Raw genomic sequence first — 18696 nt, 5'->3', positions numbered from 1 at the left:
GCAAAGTAGGCTCCATCGCAACACCCACCCACCGACCAGGAGCATCCCGATGTCCATCGAAAAGGTTCTGTACACCGCCCAGGCCACCTCCACCGGCGGCCGTGAAGGCCGTTCCGTCTCCTCCGACAACGTGCTGGATATCCAGCTGTCGACCCCGCGCGAGCTGGGCGGCGCCGGCGGCCCGGGCACCAACCCGGAACAGCTGTTCGCGGCCGGCTACTCGGCTTGCTTCCTGGGCGCGCTGAAGTTCGTGGCCGGCCAGGCCAAGGTCGCGCTGCCGGCCGACACCACCGTGACCGGCAAGGTCGGCATCGGCCAGATCCCGACCGGTTTCGGCATCGAAGCCGAGCTGACCATCAGCGCTCCGGGCGTGCCGCGCGAGCAGCTGGAAGAGCTGGTGCAGAAGGCGCACATCGTGTGCCCGTACTCGAATGCCACGCGTGGCAACATCGACGTGACGCTGGTCGTTGCCTGATGGGACCGGGGTCGGGTTCATTTCGCCTTGTGAACGGGATCCGACCCCGATTCAGGTAATCTGACGAAATATGATGGCGATTTGTTTGACATATCCACCAGTGGCGACTAAGCTTCGCCTGCGAAGCTTAGTCGCCACTGGTGGATCAGATCCGACTAAAGGACCCTGTGGCCCGCATTAGCCTCAATCCTGCACTCCTGAACCAATTCAAGCGCTCAGTTTGACAATGGGTCACTGCGGCCTCAGGCTTCGCCTGCGAAGCCTGAGGCCGCAGTGACCAATGAAAAATGACCTGCGAGATCGAGCAGTAATAGACGCAACGGCGGAGCTGATTGACGTATTTCAGCTCACCCTGCTGACGGCCTCCCAGGAACTGCCGTCTACGCGCTGCATCAGCCACGCTTCGCTCGTACCGATCATCCAGCGGACGCAGAAGGCGCTCACCTCAGGTACGTTCCGCACCTACTCTGCGGTCAGGATCATCGCGGTGTTGGAGAGCGCTGAACTGCTGCGCCGGTTGCCACTGACGTCACCACGGGGCAGGCCCGTGAAAATCTACGCCCTGGGCTTCAATGAAACCTCGCAGCCCTCCGCTCTGGAGGTCATGCAGGCTTACCGTCCCGCCGGGACGCTTTGCTATTTTTCGGCCCTGGAACTGCACGGGTTGACGACCCAACCGACACCGCACTATCACCTGGCGGAATTCAGGCCAGGCATAGCGTCTTCTGCCGTCGAGCCGCCGGCAGAAAGCAGTGACAAACCGCAATCTCTCGGCGTTGAAGTGTTCACGCTTGAGGATGTGAAGTGCTTCCTGACCAGCCGCGACCCGAACAATCTCCAGGGCATACAACGCCGCCAGCTCCACTCGCAGTGCACGGTGCGGGTCACCACACTTGAGCAGACATTGCTCGATTGCCTGCATCGCCCCCGAAGCGCCGGCGGGCCGGCCGTTGTTTTCGAGGCCTGGGCATCCGGCTTGCCCCGATCAAATGCCGCAAAGCTTTGGGCGCTGCTCGACTCGATCCAAAACCCCAACCTGATGCGGCGCGCCGGTTACATGCTGGAGTACCACCAAACCACTTCTGCCTTGCTGGATCAGATCCGCAGCGCACTGAGGGGTTTTCCCACCGACCAACCTCCCGAATCACTGCTTCCAGGCATTCCATACAGCAATACCGCGAACGACTGGCACCTGCGAACACCTTGAGGAAAGTGCATGAATCGGAGTCAACAGGATGCATGGAAGCGCGAAGCCCTCGATATGTGTTTCCAGGCACTGGCCGGCTGCAACGAACTGTCCCGAAAAATCGTCTACAAGGGTGCCCGCATCCTTGCCCTGCGGCTTGGAGGGCAACAAAGAGCGTCTTATGACCTGGATGCCAACATCCTTCTATCGTTCGCGGTCAGAACGCCAGATAGAAACGAGCAGTCAGCAATCCTGCACGACTTGTTCAGCACTGCGATTTCCAACTTCGCTTCGGCACAGGATCCTGTACGTTTCGAACTGGACAGATTGGACATCACGCACAACCCACCCAACCATCCCATGGGCTGGAATGCCTTTGATGTGAAGGTGAGATTGAAAGACTTCAACAACGAAGGCGTTCGTGGGCTTCCGTTCGTTTCATTTGACGTTGCTGCGCCAGAGGCCCTGGGTGACATTGCCGTTGCCCCATTGGAGGTCGATAGGCACACCGTATTCGCCTATACGCTTGAGCGCATCGCTGGCGAAAAGCTCAGGGCATTTCTCAGCTCGCTTCCCGCCTATCGGACCAAAGTCCAGAAGCCAGGTGAAGTCGTCCGCGTCAAGGATATCTATGATGTTTCAAAGATACTGGCAGCGCATCCGCTCGAAGACACTGCGTTCTGGAATGCCGCGGGCGCCGAATTCAAACTTGCCTGCGCGTCCCGCTTCATCGACTGCAGCAACATGGCGACGTTCTCGGAAGCTCTCGCCGTTACCAAGGCCACTTACGAATCTGACCCGACCTTACCCAAGGACATCGACTTCAACACCGCGTGGACGAATCTGCAGGCGATTGTCGCCTATTGGGAATCCTGCCTCATCCTGCCTATTGCCAACCCATTCCCCATCCAGAAGACGTAAAAATGGGCGGATGCCGGTCGAAACCGAACATCCGCCCATCCCACCTTCGTTGTCCCGCACGGGGGCATGAGGTTGCCGGCCAGCGGCCGGCACTACCAGGTCACTTCTCGCTGGTGATCAGCTGCACGACGCTGGAGAAGTCCAGCTTGCCGCGGCCAGCCTGGTGGTTCATCGAGTACAGGTTGCGGGCCACTTCGCCCAGCGGGATCGAGGCGCCGACACTCATCGCCGCTTCCACCGCCAAGCCCATGTCCTTCAGCATCAGATCGCTGCCGAAGCCGCCGCTGTAGCCGCGCGAGGCCGGGGCGTTTTCCAGCACGCCCGGCCACGGGTTGCACACTTCGGTGGCCCAGCTGCGGCCGGTGCTGACCGCCATCATCTGCGACAGCACCTTCGGGTCCAGCCCGTGCGCCACGCCGAGGGCGATGGCTTCACCGGTGACGGCCATGATCACGCCCAGCGCCATGTTGTTGCACAGCTTGGCCACCTGGCCGGCACCGCTGGCGCCGACATGGAAGATGTTCTTGCCCATTGCCTGCAGCACCGGGCGGGCGCGCTCCAGCGCATCCTCCTCGCCACCGACGATGAAGGTCAGGGTGCCGGCCTGGGCACCGGCGGTACCGCCGGATACCGGCGCGTCGATCATCTGCAGGCCACGTGCGGCAGCGGCTTCGGAGACCTTGCGGGCGCTGGCCGGGGCGATCGTGCTGCAGTCGATGACCAGTGCGCCGGCCGGAATCGCGGCAAGAATGCCGTCATCGCCCAGGTACACGCCTTCGACGTGGCGGCTGGCCGGCAGCATCGAGATCACCACCTCGGCATCGGCCAGGGTTTCGCGCGCCGATGCGGCCGCGCTGGCGCCGGCATCGACGGCGGCCTGCACCGCGGCCGGGACCAGATCGAACACGCGCACGGTATGGCCGTTCTTGACCAGATTGGCGGCCATCGGGCCACCCATGTTGCCCAACCCGATGAATGCAATGCGGCTCATGCAAGGCTCCTTTCAACAAGGGGAGTGCCCAGGTCGGCCAGCGGATGCGCGGCATCGGCCCAGGGGGAAGCGAAGAAGGTGTCGGCCCAGGCGCCGGTGGCCTCGGCCAGGGTGGCCGGGTTCCACTGCGGATTGCGGTCCTTGTCGATCAGCAGCGCGCGGATGCCTTCGGCGAAATCACCGTGGGCGGCGCAATGCAGGGCGACGATGTACTCCAGGCGGTAGATCGCGGCCAGGTCCTGGCCGGCACTGCGGCGCTGCAGCTCGTACGACAACCGTGCCGAACCGGGTGCACCGGCGGCGAGGGTCTTCTGTGCCGCCTGCAACCAGGCATCGTCGGTCTGCAGACCGGCGATGCGCGCAATGATGGCCTGCAGGTCATCGCCTTCGCACAACGCATCAACCTGCGCCGCATTGGCCAGCAGCGGACCGGTCGCGGCGTCACTGGCATGCGACTGCAGCAGATGGCTGAGCCGTTCGTGGTTGTGTGCGGCATCGCTGGACCACGCGACCTGCAGCAGCGCATCGAACACCGCGCTGCGGCGTTCTTCGGCCACGTGCACGTCGGCCAGGCCGGCGTAGATGGCGTCGCCCGGATTGAGCAGCGCGCCGGTCAGCGCCAGGAACAGGCCGCCCTTGCCCGGTACGCGCGGCAGCAGCCAGCTACCACCCACATCCGGGAACAGACCGACGGTGATTTCCGGGAAGGCCAGCTTGGAGCGCTCGCTGACCACGCGGTGGCTGGCACCGGACATCAGGCCGATGCCACCGCCCATCACGATGCCATGGCCCCAGCACAGGATCGGCTTGGCATAGGTGTGGATGAGGTAGTCGACGCGGTATTCGACGTCGAAGAACTCGGCCGCGTAGTCGTTCTCGCGGATGTCGCTGCGGCCGGCCTCGCGGAAGGCGACCATGCTCTTGTACAGGCTGTGCAGGTCACCGCCGGCGCAGAACGCCTTTTCGCCTGCGCCCTGCAGCACCACCATGGCGATGCCATCGTCGTCGGCCCAGGCATTCAACTGCTTCAGCAGCAGGTGTGCCATCGGCAGCGAGAAACCGTTGAGCGTACGCGGCGCATTGAGCGTGGCGATGCCGATGCGCGTGCCGTTGCCGGCCACGCGCTCTTCGAACAGCACCGGTGCGTCGTCGGCAGCGGTGTCGGTGCTCATGCGTTCTTCCACTGCGCAGCGCGCTTTTCCAGGAAGGCGGTCACGCCCTCGACCTGGTCGGCGGTGTCGAACAGGTCGACGAAGGCTTCGCGTTCGGCCACCAGCGCCGAAGCGTGGGTACCGGTGCGGGTGGCCTGCACCAGAGTCTTGCAGGCGGCGATGCTGGTCGGGCTCTGCTTGCCGGCCTTATTCGCCCATTCCAGCGCCAGCGCCTTGGCTTCGCCCTTGCCGACCTTTTCTTCGGCCAGGCCAATCCGCACGGCGGTTTCAGCGTTGATGCGCTCGCCCAGCAGGATCATGCGCTTGGCCCAGCCCTCGCCGACCAGGCGCGGCAGGTTCTGGGTGCCACCGGCGCACGGCAGCAGGCCGACGGTGGCCTCCGGCAGCGCGACCTGGGCGTGGTCTTCGATGATGCGCAGGTCACAGGCCAGCGCGCATTCCAGGCCACCGCCCATGGCGTAGCCGTTGATCGCGGCGATCGACACGCCACGGAAACCGGACAGCGCTTCGAAGGCTTCACCGAAGCGGCGCGCGGCTTCACGTGCAGCGGCCTTGTCGCCGGAGGCGAACTGGTTGAGATCGGCACCGGCGGAGAAGAACTTCTCGCCGTCACCGGTGATCACCAGCGCGTAGATGTCGCGGTCTGCGTTGAGCGCGCCGACCAGATCACGCAGCGCCGACAGGCTGTGCACGGTCCAGGTATGCGCCGGCGGGTTGTTCAGGGTGACCACGGCGGTGTGGCCATCCACCTCCACCTTCAGGCCCACGTGCTCCTGGGTACGCCAATCCTTCATCGCAGTTCCTCTTCGGTGTTGAGCAGGTGACGGGCAACGATCACCCGCATGATCTCGTTGGTGCCTTCCAGGATCTGGTGCACGCGGCAGTCACGCAGCAGGCGCTCGATCGGGTATTCGCGGATGTAGCCGTAGCCACCGTGGATCTGCAGTGCTTCGTTGCAGACGTTGAAACCGGCATCGGTAGCGAAGCGCTTGGCCATCGCGCACCAGACGTTGGCATCGCTGGCACCGGCATCGAGCTTGCGCGCGGCGGTGTGCACCATCTGCCGTGCAGCCACCAGCTGGGTGACCATGTCGGCCAGCTTGAACTGCAGTGCCTGGAACTCGGCCAGCGCCTTGCCGAACTGGCGGCGCTCGCCCATGTAGCGGCGCGCGGCATCCAGCGCGCCCTGCGCAGCACCCAGCGAGCAGGCGGCAATGTTGATGCGACCGCCATCGAGTCCCTTCATCGCCAGCTTGAAGCCGCCGCCTTCCTCTCCCAGAAGGTGGCTGACCGGCACGCGGACGTTTTCGAAGGTGATGCCACGGGTGGGCTGGCTGTTCCAGCCCATCTTCTCTTCCTTGCGGCCGAAGCTGATGCCCGGCAGGTCGGCCGGCACCGCAATGGCGCTGACACCGCCGGCACCGGCACCACCGGTACGCGCCATCACCACCAGCAGTTCGGTGGCACCGGCGCCGGAAATGAAGGCCTTCGAGCCGTTCAGCACATAGAAGTCACCGTCGCGCACGGCGGTGGTCTTCAGCGAGGCCGCATCGGAACCTGCACCCGGTTCGGTCAGGCAGTACGAGGCCAGCTTGCTGCCCGAGGACAGATCGGTTCCCCACGCATCGCGCAGTGCCGGCTGGCCCCACTTGGACACCATCCACGAGGCCATGTTGTGGATGCTGATGTACGCCGCGGTCGACGGATCGACGTTGGCGAGCTCCTCGATGACGACGGCGGCGTCCAGTCGGCTCAGGCCGCTGCCGCCCACTTCCGGGTCCATGTACAGACCGCAGAAGCCCAGTTCACCGGCCTTGGCGATCGCCTCGCGCGGAAAGATGCCCTCCGCATCCCATCGCGCGGCGTGCGGCGCCAGTTCGGCCTGTGCGAAGTCGCACGCCGCCTCGCGGTACGCCTGCTGCGCTTCTTCCAGTTCCGTCGTCATCGAGTGGCTCATGGCTGCTCCTGCCGTTACTTCAGGCTGATCGTGGTGTTGACGCCATGGCTGAGCGTCTCGTCATCGAACCAGCGCGCGGTGACCGTCTTGGTCTGGGTGTAGAACAGCACCACTTGCTTGCCGTACGGGCCCAGGTCGCCCAGCTTGGAGGCGCGCGAACCGGTGAACGAGAACAGCGGCACCGGCACCGGGATCGGCACGTTGATGCCGACCTGGCCGACGTCGATGTCTTCCTGGAATTTGCGCGCGGCGGCGCCGGACTGGGTGAACAGTGCGGTGCCGTTGCCGTTCGGGTTGCTGTTGACCATCGCGATGGCCTCGTCCAGCGTCTCCGCTTCGAGGATGACCAGCACCGGCCCGAAGATTTCTTCCTGGTAGATGCGCATGTCGGTGGTGACACCGGCAAAGATGGTCGGGCCAACGAAGTTGCCCTTCTCGAAACCATCGACCTGCGGCTTGCGGCCATCGAGCACCAGCTTGGCGCCCTGCTCCACACCCGAGGCGATCAGGCCTTCCACGCGCTCGCGGGCGCTGCAGGAAATGACCGGACCGACGTCGGTGCCGGCCACGGTGCCGCCGCTGACCTTCAGGGTCTTGGCCTTGGCGACCAGGTCCTGCACCCAGTTGCGTGCTTCACCGACCAGCACCAGAGTGGAGGCGGCCATGCAGCGCTGGCCAGCGGCACCGAAGGCGGCACCGACCATCGCGTTGAGCGTCTGCTCCTTGTTGGCGTCCGGCAGCACCACGGCGTGGTTCTTGGCGCCCATCATGCACTGCACGCGCTTGCCGGCCAGCGAGGCACGGTTGTAGACGTGGGTACCGACGCGGGTGGAACCGACGAACGACACCGCCTTGATGTCCGGGTGGTCGCAGATCGCGTTGACCACTTCCTCGCCGCCGTGGACGACGTTCAGCACGCCCTTCGGAATGCCTGCTTCCAGGGCAAGCTCGACCAGGCGCATGGTGACCATCGGGTCCTGCTCGGACGGCTTGAGGATGAAGGTGTTGCCGGTGGCAATTGCCATCGGGAACATCCACAGCGGGATCATCGCCGGGAAGTTGAACGGGGTGATGCCGGCGCACACGCCCAGCGGCTGCATGATCGTGTAGGTGTCCACGCCATTGGCCACGTTGTTGGCCAGCTCGCCCAGCTGCAGGTTGCCGATGGCGGCGGCGTGCTCGACCACTTCCAGGCCGCGGAACACATCGCCTTCGGCGTCCGGCAGGGTCTTGCCCTGTTCGGCGGTGAGGATGTGGGCCAGCTCGCTCATGTTCTCGCGGATCAGCTGCTGGTACTTCAGGAAAATGCGCGCACGGGTGCCGATCGGGGTCTTGCGCCAGGTCTTGAAGGCTTCCTTGGCAGCGGCGACGGCGGCGTCCACTTCGCCGGTGGTGGCGAACGGCACCTTGGCCAGCACGTCCTGGGTGGCCGGATTGATCACGTCCTGCCAGTGGGAAGTAGCCGATTCAACGAACTGGCCATCGATCAGCATGCGGATACGGGGCGCTGCAACAGTCATGACGACAATCCCACGGGGTGCGAAAGATGCTTGGCATTATTCACAGCAGCCACCTCGATTTCCGGGCTGAATCCGCTTAATCTGGCCAACACGCCAGACGATTCATGTTAATTCTGTGAATTATTCAGCCACCCAGCGGCAACTCGGCCTTCGCCTGCTGCGGCTGCGCGAGCAGCGCGGCTACAGCCAGGCGGATCTGGCACGGGCGCTGGGGCTGTCGGCCAGTTACCTGAACCAGATCGAGCGCAACAAGCGCCCACTCACGCCAGCGGTGCAGAAGAAGCTGGGCGAGGTATTGGGCGACGTTTCCGCACTGTTCGACGAGGATGAGCCCGCCGCCCTGCAGGAAGCGCTGGGCGAGACCCTGCGCGATCTGGGCCTGGCCGAGGTCAGCGCCACCGAACTGCGCGCGCTGGCCGGCAACCTGCCGCAGGTCAGCCGCGCGCTGCTGGATCTGCACCGACGCCACCTGGCGCTGCGCGAGCATGCCGCGGCGCTGGAATTCCAGCTGGGCGAGCCCGGTGCCGGCAGCACCCTGCCCGCTGGCGACCAGGTACGCGAATTCTTCAACCGCATGCACAACCACATTCCCGAGCTGGACGAGCTGGCGGAGCAGCTGTTCGCCGAGTGGGGGCTGTCGCCCGGGCACGTGGCACCGCGGCTGCGCCAGCTGCTGGCCGACCGCCATGGCGTGCTGGTGGAAGTGGCCGCACTGCAGGCCGGGCGCGAGAAGCGGCAATACGATGCCGGTGCGCGGCGGCTGTGGCTGCCCGATTACCTGGAGCCCGGCCAGCAGGCGTTCCAGATGGCCGCCGAGCTGGCGCTGCACGGCTACCTGCCGCAGATCGATGCGGTGGTGGCGCGCGCCGGGTTCACCGACGACGCGCGCATCGCGCAGGCGCGGATCGGTCTTTCCAACTATTTCGCCGGCGCGCTGGTGATGCCGTACATGCGCTTCCTGCGTGCGGCGGAAACCAGCAGCTACGACATCGAACTGCTGGCGCATCAGTTCGGCGTCGGCTTCGAAGCGGTCTGCCACCGGCTGAGCACGCTGGCGCGACGCAGTGCGCCTGGCCTGCCGTTCTTCTTCATCCGCGTGGACCGCGCCGGCAATGTGTCCAAGCGTCATTCGGCCACCGATTTCCACTTCTCGCAGGTGGGCGGCTCGTGCCCGCTGTGGATCGTCTACGAGGCGTTCAACCAGCCCGGCCGCATCCTTACCCAGACCGCGCGCATGCCCGACGGGCGCCGCCATTTCTGGCTGGCGCGGCAGGTCAGCAGCGGCCCGGTCGGCCATGGCCAGCCACGCAAGACCTTCGCGGTGGCGCTGGGCTGCGATCTGCAGCATGCCGAGCGACTGGTGTATTCGCTGGGGCTGGATGTGCAGAGCCCGGGGAACTCGGTATCGATCGGGCCGGGGTGCCGGGTGTGCCCGCGCGAGGACTGCATGCAGCGCGCGTTCGCGCAGTTGCCGGGGAGGTAGGGAGTTTTGCAGGGCTGCGCCCTGCACCTGCTTCAATTCAAGGCAACAGCAAAAGCAACAGCGGGCCTTCCGTAGGATGGCGGGGTGGGTCCGGTTGCGGGGGACGCTGCAAGTCCCCCTCAGGGGCCCGGCCCAGCCGCTGGCGGCTGTGCGTTCGGGCGCTTGCGAAGCAATGCTTCGCAAGCAAAGCGCCCTCACCCATGTAAGCTCGGTCGCCGCTTGCTCGTGTGCGCAGTCCTGCGCACACGGCAAGACCGGGGTTGGGCGTCCTGCCCAACCCGCCCGAGGCATGCCTCGGGCCCATGCGGCTCACGCCCCCGCAACCGGACCCACCCCGCCTTCGACAGGTCTCCGCGAGCTGTCGAAACGGCATCCTTTGCTGCTGTGGGTAGGTGTCGACCTTGGTCGACACGGTGGATCCACGTCGTGCGTGGATGCTCTTCGATGAATGTTCGAAATATTCGATTTCGATGGGGTTCCATCCACGCATGGCGTGGATCTACTACCGGGTCAGTAGATCGGCGTCACCTTCATCTGCGGCAGCGGGCGCGGTGCGCCGTCCGTAAGGTCCGGGCCGAGGTCCTCCCAGGTACGTCCCTGCTCGACCATCAGCCCCCACAACTGCTGCGATGCCAGCCGCTTGTCTTCCGAGCCCAGCTTGTACGACGGTGGCGTCGGCTGGCCACTGGCAACCATCGCGTACGCCGCGCGGTAGGCCAGTACCTGTTGCGCCGGGTCGTCGGTGCGCGCCACTTCCAGCGTGTAGCGCTGGTAGGCCGAGGCCAGGTTGCGCCAGCGGATCCAATAGTGGTTCTCGAACGAGAACGAACAGAAGCGCGCACCGGCCAGGCTGCCCTTGTCGGCGATGCGGGTCAGCACCTCCTGTGGCATGTCCAGGTTCATGCCGCCTTCGTCGCCCTGCAGGCTGACGTGCACGATGCGGTCGCGGTAGCCCGGTGCACGCGCCTGCAGCAGATCGCGCCAGTTCTGCATGGTCGCCACCACCGCGAACAGGAAACGGCCCAGTTCTGCGGCCGCCAGCGGCGTAGCGATCGACTGGTAGGTACGCTGCCAGCCGTGGCGGTTCTCGGTGGGCAGGAACACGGCGTGTTCCAGCGCCTGGCGGCCACTGCTGCTGTGGCTCACGTCTTCGGCGTGCTGCGGGTAGACCAGATTGATGGCGAAGGTTGGCCAGCGCGGCAACGCGGCATCGAACAGGTGGATCGGGAAGTTGCTGCTGATGCCACCATCGGAGAACCAGCAGATGCGGAACGCGGTGATCACCGGTCCGCAGGTCTGCCCGGCACTGGTCAGCCCTTCCATGCTGTCGGCCACGTTGTGCTCCTGGTCGGCGGCAGGCGCGGTCGGTTCGCAGCGACGCTCGCGGCGCGAGGGCTCGTGCAGCGGCACCGCGCTGATCAGCAGCGGGAAGCTCAGGCTCATGCGCGTGGCCACCAGCACCGGCAGCTTCGGGCCCTGCGGCAGGTGGTAGTACCGGCGCCCTTCCACCTCCAGTGGCGGGCCGGCCTGCGTCACCAGCCACTGCACCACGCTGGCCGGGAACAGCTGCTCGAACTCCTCGCGCAGGAACCAGAACTGCGCGCCGCCCAGCGGCAGCGTGCGCGGCTCGTTGTGCGACACACAGGTGGTGATCATCTGCAGGCTGATCGCATGCGGGCTGTCCGGCTCGCCGGCATAGCGCGGCGCATCGTGCAGGTCAGCGAAGGTGAGCGGTGCATCCAGCGGCTTGCCGGACAGCTGCTGCAGGCATTCATGCAGCCACTCGGTCAACGCCGGCGTGCGTGCATCGCGGCCAAGGCCGCTGCACAGGCCCAGCAGATTGCGCCGCGCCACCCGCGCCACCCGCAGCGCGGCGCCGGCCACGCCGGCACCGTAAGCGCACAGCAGTGATGGCAGCAGCGTGGCGGCCACGCCGCTCCAGCCACCGCCCCACCAGCCCAGGCCGAGCAGCAGCGCCAGCGACACCAGCACCTCCAGTGGCGCAATCTCGAACACCGCGATGGCAAGGCACAGCAGCTTGTGCGGCAGGCGGGCATTGCCGGTCAGCACCACCAGCAGCCGATACGCTGCACGAGCGCCTCGCGCCGGCTGGAACAGGCTGTAGATGAAGCCACGCCGCGACAGCTGCGCCGACACCGCCGACAGCCCGCTGTAGCCTGCATCGCCGGGCAGGTGTTCACCCGCCTGCTGGCGACGATCACCGCACGCCGCCGCGGCCGCCACCGCCGCGGCGATGGCGCCGGCCGAGGTGCCGCCGATGCTCTTGAATCGATACTCGCGCGCCAGCGCCAGTACCGCATTGGGGTACACGATGCCGCTGGTGATGCCGCCTTTCATGACCAGATCGCAGTACTTCGCCGCCACGAGCCACCTCCCGTCTGTCGGTGCCCAGTATGGCAAGAGGCGCTCTCACAGCCTGAGAAGCGAGCCACAGCCCTGCGCTTTCATTGGCCCTTGACCATTGCCCTCGACGCGTCCACCGTTGGCACGCCGAAGGTATCCCTGCCGTGGCGTTGATGGCGGCAGGGATTTAAACGGGAATCCGGTGAAGGCGCCTCGCGCGCCCACTCCGGAGCTGCCCCGCAGCAGTGAATGGAAACGAATCCTGCCAACAGCACTGGGCTCACGCCTGGGAAGCGGCGGGTAGTAGGTGGGCTGCGGCCCGTGTCCATCAGCCCGAATACCGGCCCCGGCCGGGGGACACGACCGTCCCCTGACTCGACCTGGAATCTCCGCGGGGAGGTTGCCGGGGCCGTCGTTGTCCTGCGCGTGCAGGCGGTGCGGCCGCGTGCGTCCTGTTCACGGTTTCCGGCCAGACCTGTTCACCCACGCGCTGATGCATGGGCCACCGCCGTTGCCGGCGGTCCATGCGGTACCTGACGATGACCGAGCTCCAACGCCCCACCCTGTCCCTGCCCGAAAACGGCCAGCGCCTGCTGCTGCACTCGTGCTGCGCCCCCTGCTCCGGCGAAGTGATGGAGGCGATCACCGCCTCCGGGATCGACTACGCGATCTTCTTCTACAACCCCAACATCCACCCGGTGAAGGAATACGAGCTGCGCAAGCAGGAGAACATCCGCTTCGCCGAACAGCACGACATCCCGTTCATCGACTGCGACTACGACACCGACAACTGGTTCAGCCGTGCACGCGGCATGGAGAACGAGCCCGAACGCGGCATCCGCTGCACGATGTGCTTCGACATGCGCTTCGAGCGCACTGCGCTGTACGCGCACGAGCACGGCTACGACACCATCAGTTCGTCGCTGGGCATCTCGCGCTGGAAGAACATGGCGCAGATCAACGACTGCGGCATCCGTGCCGCGTCGCGCTATGAAGGCCTGCAGTACTGGGACTACAACTGGCGCAAGGGCGGCGGTGCCAGCCGCATGATCGAGATCAGCAAGCGCGAGCAGTTCTACCAGCAGGAATACTGCGGCTGCGTGTACTCGCTGCGCGATGCCAACCGCCACCGCCGCGAGAATGGCCGCGAACGGATCAAGATCGGCCTGCTGTACTACGGGCAGGACGCTGAGACGCCGCAGGGCGATTGACGTGTGGGCATGGGGCGGCCACGCTGGTCGCCCCTTCTGCTGTACCGGAACTGCCATGACCGCCCTGCCCGCCGATGTCGCCCTGCTGGTGATCGACCTGCAGCCGGACTTCATGCCCGGTGGCGCGCTGGCCTGCGACCAAGGCGATGCGCTGGTGGCACCGATCGCCGATCTGCTGGCACAGCGCCGCTACGGCACCGTGGTGGCGACACAGGACTGGCACCCGGCCGACCATGCCTCGTTCGCCAGCCAGCACCCCGGCCAACGCCCCTTCGAGACCATCCTGCTGCACGCGCAGCCGCAGACCCTGTGGCCGGACCACTGCGTGCAGGGCAGCGCCGGTGCCGCGCTGCATCCGGGCGTGGACTGGACCGTGGCCGACCTGATTCTGCGCAAGGGCACGCGCCAACAGGTGGATTCATACAGCGCCTTCCGCGAGAACCATGGCCCCGATGGCGAGCGCCCGGCCACCGGCCTGGCCGGCTGGCTGCACGAACGCCGCATCCGCGAAGTGCACGTGTGCGGCCTGGCCCGCGACTACTGCGTGCTGTGGAGCGCGCAGGACGCGGTGAAGTCCGGCTTCCGGGTGAAATTCCTGTGGGAGCTGACCAAGCCGGTGACCGACGCCAACGACGCGATGGTGCGTGAAGCGCTGGGCAAGGCGGGGATTTCGATCGCCTGAGGCGTGACCGCCGGGCATGGCCCGGCGCTACCGCGCACGTCGCTTATGCCGCTTGCGCGCTCCTGCCCACAACAACACAATCGATTCATCCAGCCCCCTAACTACGCCCCCCTATAGATCGCGGGACGGCCGAACCGGGGGCTTTTCATTGGATGAAATCAGGATTCGGTAGTGCCGGCCGCTGGCCGGCAACCTCGGGATCTCTGCAGTTGCCGGCCAGCGGCCGGCACTACCGGATAGCACCCGTGGTAGCGCCGGGCCATGCCCGGCGGACGCGGGATGGGCGATTACCGGAACACCACCGTTCGGTGCCCATTGAGCAGGATGCGGTGCTCCACATGGCGCCGAACGGCGCGGGCCAGCACCAGCGATTCGGTATCGCTGCCCAGCCGCACCAGCTCGCGCGGCGCCATCGCGTGGTCCACGCGGGCCACGTCCTGTTCGATGATCGGTCCTTCGTCCAGATCCTCGGTGACGTAGTGCGCGGTGGCGCCGATGATCTTGACCCCGCGCGCGTGCGCCTGGTGGTACGGCTGCGCGCCCTTGAAGCTGGGCAGGAAGCTGTGGTGGATGTTGATCGCACGGCCGGCCAGCGCGCGGCACAGCGTGGGTGACAGGATCTGCATGTAGCGCGCCAGCACCACCAGGTCGATGCGTTCGCGCTCGACCAGGTCGATGATCTGCTGCTCCTGCACCGCACGCGTATCGGCGGTCACCGGCAGGTGGTGGAACGGTACCTGGTAGGACGCCGCCAGCGGCGCGAAGTCGGCGTGGTTGGACGCTACTGCGGCAATGTCCACCTTCAGCTGGCCGCTGTGGGCACGGAACAGCAGGTCGTTGAGGCAGTGCCCCTGCTTGCTGACCAGCACCAGCAGGCGTGCGCGGCGGCGGCCATCATGCAGCTGCCAGTCCATGCCGAAGCCGGCGGCGAGCGTGGCCATGGCGGCGTGCACGGTCTCCAGCGGCAGGCCAGCATCGCGATCGAAATGCACGCGCAGGAAGAAGCGGCCGCTCTCCTCGTCGCCGAACTGCTGGGCGTCGAGAATGTTGCAGCCGTGGTCGAACAGCAGGCCGGAAACGCGGTAGACGATGCCGGTACGGTCGGGGCAGGACAGGGTGAGGATGGAATCGGGGCGCATCGCCCGAGTGTAGGGCAGCAGCCTGTCCTCGGGATCGATGGTCACCGATGCAACCGACCTGCTTGGTTCAGTCCCAAGCGATACTTGGGTTTCTCCATGGCAAGCTGGTCGGTCATGAACCTGTTGCAACTGATCCGCAGCTTCACCCGCACCGCAGAGACCGGCAGCATTGCCGCAGCGGCCCGCATCCTTGGCATCAGCGCCACCGCAGTCGGCCAGAACATCAACCGGCTGGAGGCGCATCTGGGCGTACGGTTGCTGAACCGAAGTACGCGCCAGCTGGCCCTCAGCGAGGCCGGCGCGCTGTACCTGGCGCAGGTGCGCCACATCGAAGCCGACCTGGCGCGCGCGCAGGCGATGGTCACCTCTGGTGACATCGAACCGGCCGGGCCACTGCGCATCGCCAGCAGCAGCGCCTTTGGTCGCCACGTGCTTGCCCCCTTGCTGCCGTCGCTGCAGCAGCGCTACCCGCAACTGCAGCTGGAGCTGCGCCTGACCGATCGCGCCGTGCAACACGGCCCGGAAGCGGTGGATGCCAGCATCCGCATCGGTGCGCAGCTGGAGGACGGTGTCGTCGCACGGCAGCTGGCGCGCGTGCCGTTCGTGTTCTGTGCCTCGCCGGCCTATCTGAAGGCACACGGCACCCCGCAGCAACCCTCCGAGCTGAGCGGCCATCGCGGGCTGCTGCACCGCTTCCCCACCGATGGCCGGCCGCTGCGCTGGGGCCTGCTGAAGGATGGCCAGCGCGTGGACGCCGCACTGCCGCCGAGCATGGTCTGCGATGACATCGATGCGCTGGCGACGCTGGCCGCAGCCGGTGCCGGCATCACCCGGCTGGCCGCATTCGTGGCAGAGCCGTACCTGCGCGATGGCCGCCTGCAGGCAGTGTTCGGCGCCGACACTGCATGGCGCCCGGAGCCGATGGAGGTCTATTTCTGCGTCAGCGACCGCCGCGATTTCACTGCCAAGATCCGCGCGCTGTTCGAGCACCTGCAGGCCGGCATGGCGCCGGCCTGGCGGGTGTGAGCCTCAGCGCGTCTTGAACACGCCGCGTGCATCGCGCGGCTCGCAGCGCAGGTACTGCGGCGCCGGTTCCACGCTGTCGCGCAATGCGGCGGCGGCATGCCACGGCCAGCGCGGGTCGTAGAGGATGCCGCGCGCCAGGGCTACCGCATCGGCGTGGCGATGGCGCAGGATCGATTCGGCCTGCTCCGGTTCGGTGATCATGCCCACGGCGATGACCGGCATGCGCACCTTGGCCTTGATCGCCGCTGCGAACGGCACTTGATAGCCCGGGCCGACGGTGATCTTCTGGCGCTCGTCCAGGCCACCGCTGGAGACATGCAGGAAGTTGCAGCCGCGCGCGTCCATCACCTGCGCCAGCGCTTCGCTCTGCACCAGATCCCAGCCGCCATCGACCCAGTCGCTGGCGGAGATGCGCACGCCCACCGCGACCTTGTCGGACACTGCCGCACGCACAGCATCGAACACCTCCACCAGCAGGCGCAGGCGGTTCGGCAGCGAGCCACCGTAGCCATCGGTGCGGCGGTTGCTCAGCGGCGACAGGAACTGGTGCAGCAGATAACCGTGCGCGGCATGCAGCTCGATCAGCTCGAAGCCCAGGCGCTCGGCGCGCACCGCACTGGCGGCGAAGGCGGCGATGACCTCGGCGATGCCGGCCTCGTCCAGTTCCTGCGGTGCCGGATCGGCGGCATGGAACGGCAGCGGCGACGGCGCCACGGTGGCCCAGCCACGCGCATCGTCGGCCGGCAACTGGCCACCACCGTCCCACGGACGCCTCACCGAGGCCTTGCGGCCGGCATGGCCCAGCTGGACGCCCAGCGGCATCGGCGACCAGCGGCGGACGCTGGCCAGCACCTGCGCCAACGCGGCCTCGGTGCCGTCATCCCACAGGCCCAGGTCGGCCCAGCTGATGCGGCCGCGCGGTTCGACCGCGGTGGCTTCCAGGATCAGCAGGCCGGCACCGGACTGCGCCAGGTTGCCCAGATGCATGGCGTGCCAGTCGCTGGCGCGGCCATCTTCGGCGGAGTACTGGCACATCGGCGCGATGACGATGCGGTTGGACAGGGTCAGGGGGCCGAACGAGATCGGCGAAAACAGCTGGCTCAAGACGGTGATGAACGACGTAGGGGGTGCGTATTGCACCGCCGCACGGCCTGCGAATCAACCGTCTGGATGGATCGCTGTTTCGCGGTGGGCGTGCAGCCGAGCGTGTGCTCGGCTCAGGACGAAGCCCACGCGGCCAGCGCCTCGGCGCAGTCCCGTTCATCCTTGAGCTGCAGCAGGTCGTCGGCGCGGGTGCGGCCACGGTTCAACGCCGCCACCGGCAGCCCTGCCCTGGCCGCCGCCTGCACGAAGCGGAAGCCGGAATAGACCATCAGCGATGAACCCACCACCAGCACGGCGTCGGCCTGCTGCAGGTGCTCCTGCACCGCCTGCACGCGCTCCCGCGGCACGTTTTCGCCGAAGAACACCACATCCGGCTTCAACAGGCCGCCGCAATACGGGCACTCGGGCACCACGAACGCGGAGAAATCGGTCTCCAGATCGGCATCACCATCGGGCGCGATGCCTGCCTCCAGCGCGTCCCAGCCGGGATTGGCGTCCAGCAGGCGCTGCTGGAAATCCTCGCGGCCGCTGCGACGCTCGCAACCCATGCAGCGCACCAGATCCAAGCGGCCATGCAGGTCGATCACGTTGTGGCTGCCGGCACGCTGGTGCAGGCCGTCCACGTTCTGGGTCAGCAGCACCTGCAGCTTGCCGCGTCGTTCCAGGGCAGCCAGGGCCTGGTGGGTGCCGTTGGGCCGGGCCAGGCCGAAGCGCGGCCAGCCGAGCAGGCTGCGCGCCCAGTAGCGCTGGCGGGTGGCCGCCTCGCCCATGAAGGCCTGGTAGGTCACCGGCGGCGTGCGTTTCCACTGGCCGTCGGCATCCCGGTAATCGGGAATGCCCGAGGCGGTGCTGCAGCCGGCGCCGGTCAGCACGAACAGGCGCTGGGCACGGTCGATGAAGTCGGTCAGTGGCAGGGTCATGGCTGCCAGATGGGGGCGCGGTGGCGCCCCCGCAAGCGCCGGTCCGTTGGCCGGGTCAGGCCGCCGGCAGCGGCGGTACCGCGATCGGGTGGCCTTCCTCGTCCAGCGCGATCATCACGAAGTGGCCGCGGGTGCACAGCTTGCGCTCGCCGCTGTGCAGGTCTTCGGCGACCAGTTCCACCTCCACCTTCATCGAGCTGCGGCCGACTTCGACGATGCGGCCGATGGTTTCCACCATCTGGCCGATGCGGATCGGCAGCTTGAAGTCGACCTGGTCGCTGCGCGCGGTCACCACGGTGCGGCGCGAGTAACGGGCGGCGGCCAGGAAGGCAGCCTTGTCCATCCACGCCAGCGCCTGGCCACCGAACAGGGTGCCAAGGTGGTTGGTGTGGTTGGGAAAGACGATTTCGGCCATGCGCACTTCGGTGGGCGGCACGGTCTCGGGGATGGGGGTCATGGGGGGGGCTTCGGTGTGGGGTGCTGCGGATTCTAAGCGACCGGCGTGATGGCCATCGGAATGCACGTGCAACGGTCACCCGGCAGCG

At 66.6% G+C, this 18696-nt stretch carries 17 protein-coding genes and 1 riboswitch; of the genes, 7 read left to right on the top strand and 10 right to left on the bottom strand.

All coding sequences use genetic code 11. The annotated features are described in order from the left end of the window. Nucleotides 1–49 precede the first annotated feature (49 nt). The 3 genes from ACZK5G_RS01185 to ACZK5G_RS01175 all read left to right on the top strand — a co-directional run bounded on the left by ACZK5G_RS01185 (nt 50) and on the right by ACZK5G_RS01175 (nt 2582). Nucleotides 50–475 (top strand): organic hydroperoxide resistance protein, encoded by a 426-nt coding sequence (locus tag ACZK5G_RS01185; protein ID WP_049399846.1) that lies wholly within the window; start codon nt 50–52, stop codon nt 473–475. A gap of 280 nt (nt 476–755) precedes the next feature. Continuing rightward, nucleotides 756–1682 carry a type IV toxin-antitoxin system AbiEi family antitoxin domain-containing protein gene (locus ACZK5G_RS01180; protein ID WP_182267064.1) on the top strand — a complete coding sequence of 309 codons (927 nt, stop codon included), beginning with the start codon at nt 756–758 and terminating at the stop codon, nt 1680–1682. A 9-nt stretch (nt 1683–1691) separates the two neighbouring features. Further along, complete coding sequence (locus ACZK5G_RS01175; RefSeq protein ID WP_478465047.1) at nt 1692–2582, top strand: nucleotidyl transferase AbiEii/AbiGii toxin family protein; 891 nt, start codon at nt 1692–1694, stop codon at nt 2580–2582. Nucleotides 2583–2682: 100 nt separating this feature from the next. On the opposite strand, the gene mmsB is transcribed toward ACZK5G_RS01175, so the two are convergent. Genes mmsB through ACZK5G_RS01150 form a run of 5 tightly spaced genes read right to left on the bottom strand, consistent with a single transcriptional unit; the run spans nt 2683 to nt 8222 of the window. After that, the gene (mmsB, locus tag ACZK5G_RS01170) at nt 2683–3573 is read right to left on the bottom strand and encodes a 3-hydroxyisobutyrate dehydrogenase (RefSeq protein WP_004136647.1); all 891 of its coding nucleotides are present in this window, start codon (nt 3571–3573) and stop codon (nt 2683–2685) included. After that, a complete protein-coding gene (locus ACZK5G_RS01165; RefSeq protein WP_478465045.1) occupies nt 3570–4745 on the bottom strand; it encodes an enoyl-CoA hydratase/isomerase family protein in 1176 nt (391 codons plus the stop codon). The genes mmsB and ACZK5G_RS01165 overlap by 4 nt, the downstream gene beginning before the upstream one ends. Next, a complete protein-coding gene (locus ACZK5G_RS01160) occupies nt 4742–5539 on the bottom strand; it encodes an enoyl-CoA hydratase (protein WP_107431566.1) in 798 nt (265 codons plus the stop codon). The genes ACZK5G_RS01165 and ACZK5G_RS01160 overlap by 4 nt, the downstream gene beginning before the upstream one ends. After that, nucleotides 5536–6702, bottom strand: coding sequence for an acyl-CoA dehydrogenase family protein (locus ACZK5G_RS01155; protein ID WP_478465043.1), 1167 nt, complete (start codon nt 6700–6702; stop codon nt 5536–5538). Before ACZK5G_RS01155 ends, ACZK5G_RS01160 begins: the two co-directional genes overlap by 4 nt. A 14-nt stretch (nt 6703–6716) precedes the next feature. Beyond that, nucleotides 6717–8222 carry a CoA-acylating methylmalonate-semialdehyde dehydrogenase gene (locus ACZK5G_RS01150; RefSeq protein ID WP_478465041.1) on the bottom strand — a complete coding sequence of 502 codons (1506 nt, stop codon included), beginning with the start codon at nt 8220–8222 and terminating at the stop codon, nt 6717–6719. A 115-nt stretch (nt 8223–8337) separates the two neighbouring features. Here ACZK5G_RS01150 and ACZK5G_RS01145 point away from each other — a divergent pair, with 115 nt between their 5' ends. Beyond that, on the top strand, nt 8338–9705 hold the full coding sequence (locus ACZK5G_RS01145) for a helix-turn-helix domain-containing protein (RefSeq protein WP_478465040.1): 1368 nt from the start codon (nt 8338–8340) through the stop codon (nt 9703–9705). A 510-nt stretch (nt 9706–10215) separates the two neighbouring features. Here the strand turns inward: ACZK5G_RS01145 and ACZK5G_RS01140 are convergent. Beyond that, entirely contained in the window at nt 10216–12090 is a 1875-nt protein-coding gene (locus ACZK5G_RS01140; RefSeq protein ID WP_478465038.1) for a patatin-like phospholipase family protein, read from the bottom strand. Between the two features lie 127 nt (nt 12091–12217). After that, nucleotides 12218–12432, top strand: a riboswitch (cobalamin riboswitch). Between the two features lie 161 nt (nt 12433–12593). Between ACZK5G_RS01140 and ACZK5G_RS01135 the strand changes: the two genes are divergently transcribed. Both ACZK5G_RS01135 and pncA read left to right on the top strand, forming a co-directional pair. After that, the gene (locus tag ACZK5G_RS01135; RefSeq protein ID WP_080291760.1) at nt 12594–13280 is read left to right on the top strand and encodes an epoxyqueuosine reductase QueH; all 687 of its coding nucleotides are present in this window, start codon (nt 12594–12596) and stop codon (nt 13278–13280) included. A gap of 55 nt (nt 13281–13335) precedes the next feature. Next, nucleotides 13336–13962 (top strand): bifunctional nicotinamidase/pyrazinamidase, encoded by a 627-nt coding sequence (gene pncA / locus ACZK5G_RS01130; protein WP_478465036.1) that lies wholly within the window; start codon nt 13336–13338, stop codon nt 13960–13962. A 287-nt stretch (nt 13963–14249) separates the two neighbouring features. On the opposite strand, the gene purU is transcribed toward pncA, so the two are convergent. Beyond that, the gene (gene purU, locus ACZK5G_RS01125) at nt 14250–15101 is read right to left on the bottom strand and encodes a formyltetrahydrofolate deformylase (RefSeq protein ID WP_032128205.1); all 852 of its coding nucleotides are present in this window, start codon (nt 15099–15101) and stop codon (nt 14250–14252) included. A gap of 114 nt (nt 15102–15215) precedes the next feature. On the opposite strand from purU, the gene ACZK5G_RS01120 reads away from it, so the two are divergent. After that, the gene (locus ACZK5G_RS01120; RefSeq protein ID WP_049399772.1) at nt 15216–16127 is read left to right on the top strand and encodes a LysR family transcriptional regulator; all 912 of its coding nucleotides are present in this window, start codon (nt 15216–15218) and stop codon (nt 16125–16127) included. Nucleotides 16128–16130: 3 nt separating this feature from the next. Here the strand turns inward: ACZK5G_RS01120 and ACZK5G_RS01115 are convergent, their stop codons facing one another. The 3 genes from ACZK5G_RS01115 to ACZK5G_RS01105 all read right to left on the bottom strand — a co-directional run bounded on the left by ACZK5G_RS01115 (nt 16131) and on the right by ACZK5G_RS01105 (nt 18608). After that, entirely contained in the window at nt 16131–17231 is a 1101-nt protein-coding gene (locus ACZK5G_RS01115) for an NADH:flavin oxidoreductase/NADH oxidase (protein ID WP_032128207.1), read from the bottom strand. Between the two features lie 113 nt (nt 17232–17344). Then, nucleotides 17345–18151: an NAD-dependent protein deacetylase gene (locus ACZK5G_RS01110; RefSeq protein ID WP_478465034.1), complete on the bottom strand. Its 807-nt coding sequence runs from the start codon at nt 18149–18151 to the stop codon at nt 17345–17347. A gap of 55 nt (nt 18152–18206) precedes the next feature. Continuing rightward, nucleotides 18207–18608 carry an acyl-CoA thioesterase gene (locus tag ACZK5G_RS01105; protein ID WP_004153688.1) on the bottom strand — a complete coding sequence of 134 codons (402 nt, stop codon included), beginning with the start codon at nt 18606–18608 and terminating at the stop codon, nt 18207–18209. Nucleotides 18609–18696 lie beyond the last annotated feature (88 nt).

This window comes from Stenotrophomonas sp. 62841_Sma (assembly GCF_056482945.1).
The sequence above is the reverse complement of the archived record's forward strand: the minus strand, read 5'-3'. Positions and strand labels throughout refer to the sequence as shown.